At 39.7% G+C, this 5,594-nt stretch carries 4 protein-coding genes; 2 read left to right on the top strand and 2 right to left on the bottom strand.

Features of this window, described 5'->3' with window-relative positions; genetic code table 11:
- The coding region (locus WA352_RS21460; RefSeq protein WP_336143869.1) for an alkyl/aryl-sulfatase at nt 1–1,645 on the bottom strand (1,645 nt) is incomplete at its 3' end.
- A 1,200-nt stretch (nt 1,646–2,845) separates the two neighbouring features.
- Here WA352_RS21460 and WA352_RS21455 point away from each other — a divergent pair.
- Nucleotides 2,846–3,247: a MobC family plasmid mobilization relaxosome protein gene (locus WA352_RS21455; protein ID WP_004706792.1), complete on the top strand. Its 402-nt coding sequence runs from the start codon at nt 2,846–2,848 to the stop codon at nt 3,245–3,247.
- Complete coding sequence (locus WA352_RS21450; RefSeq protein WP_004706791.1) at nt 3,237–5,051, top strand: relaxase/mobilization nuclease domain-containing protein; 1,815 nt, start codon at nt 3,237–3,239, stop codon at nt 5,049–5,051. Before WA352_RS21455 ends, WA352_RS21450 begins: the two co-directional genes overlap by 11 nt.
- Before the next feature lie 232 nt (nt 5,052–5,283).
- Here WA352_RS21450 and WA352_RS21445 read toward each other — a convergent pair.
- Nucleotides 5,284–5,594, bottom strand: a 311-nt coding sequence (locus tag WA352_RS21445; protein WP_336143867.1) for an alkyl sulfatase C-terminal domain-containing protein, incomplete at its 5' end; no start/stop codon positions are given.

Genomic DNA, 5,594 nt, shown 5'->3' with positions numbered 1-5,594 from the left:
AATTTTCCACATCTAAATTTGTCGCCATGGCTTCAAGAAATCTTTCAGTTGGCGTGTGAATCAATAAATCACTCGGATCAGATGTATTTTGTAGGGGTACATTATTTTGTAGCTCTTGAGCACCCACCAAAAAGAAATTACGCCAAGTTGAAGCCTCAGCAGCATAGCCCAATTGACGATACGTATTTGCCAATAAGTCTTTTGCTTGTTGGTTTTGAGGGTTATTCAACACAATATGTTTTAAAATCTCGGCAGCCCATCTATAGTCAGCTTGAGCATAGGCATCCCGCGCATTTTTTAATGCATTATTCTCCCCACCTGCCAACTCAATATATTTTTTTGCAACAGCTTTAGGCGGTAATGGATCTAAATTGGAAGGATGAGCATCGAACCATCCCATATAGTATTGGTATATCGCTTTTACATTATGCTTTAAGGTTCCATAATAGCCATGCGCATATAGCTTTTGATCAAGTGCCGCTGGAAGCTGAATTTTCTCGGCAATTTCAGCACCATTAAAACCAGAGTTCATATATCTCACCGTCTGATCATGTGTGAACTTATAAACATCTCGCTGGGTTTTAATAAAATCTTGAATATTGTCATTGCCCCAGACAGGCCAATGATGTTGTGCAATCAATACATCGGATGCTTTGGCATGCTGCATTGCTTGGTCTAAATAGCCTACCCATTTTAAGGCATCACGGACTTTGGCACCGCGGAGGGTATAAAGATTATGCATGGTATGCGAAAGAATTTCTGCGCCATTATAAAGTTTCAGTGATGGGATAGAGAAGGTTAACTCTGCTGGCGCTTCTGAACCCGGCACGTTATAAAACACAAAATCCAAACCATCAATGGTCATTTTCTGTTCTGCTTGGGTGATCAGTTGTGTAGGCTCAAGGATTCCCATTTTCCCAACAGCAACAGCCTTACCTAAACCTGTATCCACCAATCCTTCAGCATTCTTTGGTAAAAAGGTTCCATACATATAGGTCGCACGACGTATCATGGCTGAACCTGCCATCAAATTTTCACTGGTCGCTTCTTCCATAAAGCCTTGTGGCGCAATAATTGGGGTTTTTCTAGCGTTAATTTCTTCTGTAGAAAGAACGCCTAATGCACCACCAAAATGATCGATATGGCTATGGGTAAAGATAATGGCTGAAATTTTTTGCTCACCTAAATGCTGCCTAGCAAATTTAAGTGCTGCTTCAGCCGTTTCTTTAGAGGTTAATGTATCCACAATAATCCAGCCAGTATCACCCTGAATAATGGTCATATTTGCCAAATCAAAACCACGAATTTGCCAAACTCGATCTGTCACTTTAAATAGACCAACATTATTGTTGAGCTTTGCTTGTCGCCATAGTGCAGGATTAACAGTATTTGGTGCTGGATCATTTAAAAAATTAAACGCATCAAAATCCCAGATCACATTGCCTTTTTCACTTTTAATTTGACCTGTTGGCTTGGCAATAAAGCCTTTTTGCGCATAATTAAACTCTGTCATATCGTCTAAATTATATTTCGTTTTATACGCATTATTTGATTCAATGACCGCTTTTTCGACTTGTCCATTTGCTGCAAAAACAGAAAATGGCAAAATAAACATCAATGAAACCGTTAAAAATTTAACTTTCATTGTCTTTCCTTCTTCAAAATATCCATAAATGTTGATTTCCTTGTCTATACTATTTTTGATATGTGTTGAATTAATAGAAGCTTTTCAATTCAAACATTATAATAACAGCCATCATTTTTTATGATGGAATCATAAAATAATATTTTACAAGAATATACCTGTTTTTATTAAAACTACGCAGTCCTTATTGGGCATGAGTTAGTAGGAGAGAAAAATAAAAATTTTGTTAAAACCTAAAGAAAACCCCCTCTGAGTCTTGCAACTTAGAGGGGTTTTGTCTTAAATTTGGTGGTACGCAGTTATTTGATGTTCGAGCATCAAGTAACGAAGATCATAAGGTTTGACGACCGTTATGATTTCACCTTTCGGCTTGTACCGCTTTTCAAATTCTATCAAATTGATAAAAAATGGCAAGCATTGTATCAGTAAAAAGTCTTTCGTTACCTGACTCTCGTTCATCCAATAAGCAATACATAGACAGTATTCGAGCCTTATCAGCTTCTGTGCATCCTTTTTAAGGAAGATATGCGGTGCATGTGGAGGGAATAAGTGTCACTGGTGCATCGTAGCGATAGTGAAAGCTGAGAAGCAGGAGCTGAACCGTTACAGGGGAATCCCACAAAAGCGGAGCGTTGAGAGTAGTTGTATAGGTTGGTTAAGTTGCATGTTGGAGAAATCCTCGCAGAGATACCGCCATACTTCGACAGGGAGCGCGTGGGGAGAGGTGCAGTACCTTTAGTCCTTGTCTGCCATGTATGTGAAGCATGGTGCGGATACGACCGATGCGTGGCTCCGTCAGCCTAATCAGGTTAAATCGGCAATACTTAGGGGATGTGTTATTTTTTGAATGACAGCCCTTAGGGAGAGTATTGCCGAAACTCTCTCAACGCTCACCATCTGCCTGAGCAAAGCGAGGGCTGTGGTGGTGGTGAGAAAGAGTTGAGTGCTATTGTTTTACAAGATTTATGCCAGTTCTTATTAGGGTTTATATACTGTATCATTTGATTAAATTTTAGTATAAATAATTCTTTCCCTTTTTAAATAAGCAAGGATACACAGTTACCCCTATTTCACTTCGTTTAATAGTGCTAAGCTGTGACCTTGATCAGGGGCTTCACCCCCGATACCCCCGAAAACCGGTTTAAAGAAAAATCAAAGATTTTCCTCTAAACCGGTTAGACCAAGAATGGGATTGTTCAAGTGGAAATAGATTCAGTAACTAAACAGAAAGTAGTACGGGAACGGACGTTTAAAGTCAGACTTTCAGAATCAGAATATCAATTGCTCGATGCCAATAATCCTTTTGGTTCAATCGCAAAGTTGCTACGTCAGTCAGCAGTAGATAAAGCAACAAAGATTTATAATTCCAAAGCAGATGATGCTGAAAAAATTAAATCAACAAAGATTGTTGAATCTTCATATAGCAAGACAGAGAGAAATTTAATCCTAGAATTGGGTCGTATAGGTAATAACGTGAATCAGATTGCCAAAGCGATTAATACGGATATTGCAGGGACAGGTACTTTTGACAAAGTGAAGTTACTTCATTTGTTGATTTCCATAGATCAACAACTTCGGGAGTTACGACCAGATGATCGTTGATTTTTTTAGACATGGTTCAGGATTATCTAAAGGTTGTCTAGATTATTTGCTTGGTGAAGATAGAGAGCGAGAACATGCACAGGTTTTAAGTGGTGATGTTGACTTGACCGCTCAACTGATTGATAGCAGTCCTTTTGCCAAGAAATATACCAGTGGTTGTTTATCCTTTTACGAGCATGCTTTATCTGACCAGGATAAACAGCAGATCATGCAAAATTTTGAGGAATGCCTTTTCCCTGGTCTCGATAAAGATCAGTACCAAATTTTATGGGTACAGCACCAAGATAAGGTGAATCAAGATACTGGAGAGACACGGCTTGAGCTGAATTTTGTGATTCCAAACGTTGAGCTTTCGACAGGCAAACGGCTACAGCCATTTTATGCGCCAGTGGATTTAGATCGAGTGGATCTGTTTAAGCAGATTACCAATGCAGAACATCAACTATATGATCCCGATGATCCGAACAATCAGCAGCTTTTAATCAATAAGAAGAACTTACCCAAGGATGTGAAGGATTTTAAAGATCAGTTACACCAAAGGATTTACCAAGCTGTAGTCGATGGCAAAGTTGCCGATCGGCAAAAATTGGTTGAATGGCTTGAATCGAATGAAATCAAAGTCACCCGACAAACCCAAAAATCAATATCAATCGAAAATCCATACGAGGGCGCAACACGTCCTATCCGTTTAAGTGGAGAGGTTTATGAGCAAGGCTTTAGCGCTACTGGCGAATATCGACAAGAAGTACAACAGCGAATTGCAACGTACCGAGGAACAACTTCTGAGCGGTATCGAGCAAACGTCACAGATTATCAAAGACAGCTTGAGCACAAGAGCCAATATCACAGCGACCGCTATCCAGCAGTCAGACGAGAAATTAGCGCAGAACCTACAGAACAGCTCACAGCAGATCGAGAAGCAGCTCGACCAGTACCAAGCCTTGCTACAGTCCAAATTGAGCCGTTTAAAGCAAATGAACGAGCAGATACAGACAAAAGAACAGCAAGTTCAGAACAAAAGCCTACTGAAACAGCTTACCACTTTGAATATGGCAATGATTTTGGGAGCTGCTATTTTAATTATTCTCATTATTGCGCTCGGTTTTATGGGCAAAAGCAAGTACAACGAGATACGGACACTCAATATGACCATCAACGAGAAACAAATGCGAGTGGATCACCTGAACCGATCGGGGGGCAGTTTGACGTTCAGCACATGCAGACAGCAAAACAGCAAAGCCCAACGTCTATGTATTCAGATCAACAAGGACGCAGGGGATTGGCAGAACAACTTCATGGTGCCGATGGGGTATTAAGTGATGACCGAATTAGAAACACAGTTATTGAAAATCATCGAAGAACAACAGCAGCAATTACAGCAACAACAAACTCAGTTGCAGCAGCAACAGCAGAGTTTAGACGTGATGCAAAAGAAAATTATCCAAGCCTTATCAGCACAATCAAAGGCAATGGAGAGCGTACAGACAGACTTAGTGCAAACACAAAAGTCATTATCGACAATACAGACACAATTTCACGAATTGGAAAAAAATACAGCGACCTATACCGAGCAGATCAATGGCAAAGTCAGGGAGATGAGCCAAATTACAACGAATTACGAGGACGTACTGGAGAAAATCTCAACCACACAACGGTCAGTCTCGTCACAAGTAGCCAAAGCTCAGCAGAATTTGCTCGAAACGTCCGAACTATTGAAGCGAATATCGTCCAAATGAAGGAACGGAAAAAGGAAATGGAGCAGCCCCAACCTAAGCGAGATCGGGGCATGAATTTTGGCATGTAGGGTTTATGCTCGATTCCGACTGTTGCTAATCAAAAATATGGAACAATGATTAAATATTAGGCGTGAAACGTGAAGAATCAATAAAAAAGCCCGACTTAGACAAGTTAGGCTTTTTTATTGATTGTAAATTATTGAAATAATTAAACTAATTTTGTATTTATGTGCACTAATGTGTGCACATAAAAGCGGAGACTTTAATTTGGTAGGGTTCTTTAAGCCCAGTCATTTCATCCTAATCATTTGGTCGAGTGACAATTGGAAAAGTTGAGTCTGGACGTTTAAACATTGCAAAGAATTTTCCAATTTCCAATGGATTGCCTTTGACTTTACTTTCGTTAGAAAGCAGGACTTTTACCCCTTTTATTTGACCTGTAATCATTTTTAGATATAAGGGCTTGGTTACGGTTAATGTTGGGCAATCCGATGCCAAATCTTTACTGTCATCATGACGCTTAAACTGCATGATTGAGTTTTCAACCCATAATGAAAAATTCTCTTGGGTATCCGACAAAACCAGATTGATACACTGGTTTTCATTTTTTA

Origin of the sequence: Acinetobacter sp. 102 (genome assembly GCF_037028485.1) — a bacterium.
Taxonomy (GTDB): Bacteria; Pseudomonadota; Gammaproteobacteria; order Pseudomonadales; family Moraxellaceae; genus Acinetobacter; species Acinetobacter higginsii.
Note: the sequence above shows the minus strand (reverse complement) of the source record. Positions and strands in the feature narration are given on the sequence as shown.

Excerpts from the sequence above, each read along its gene's own strand:
- WA352_RS21450 (WP_004706791.1), top strand. The coding sequence starts at position 3,237 with ATGATCGTTGATTTTTTTAGACATGGTTCAGGATTATCTAAAGGTTGT.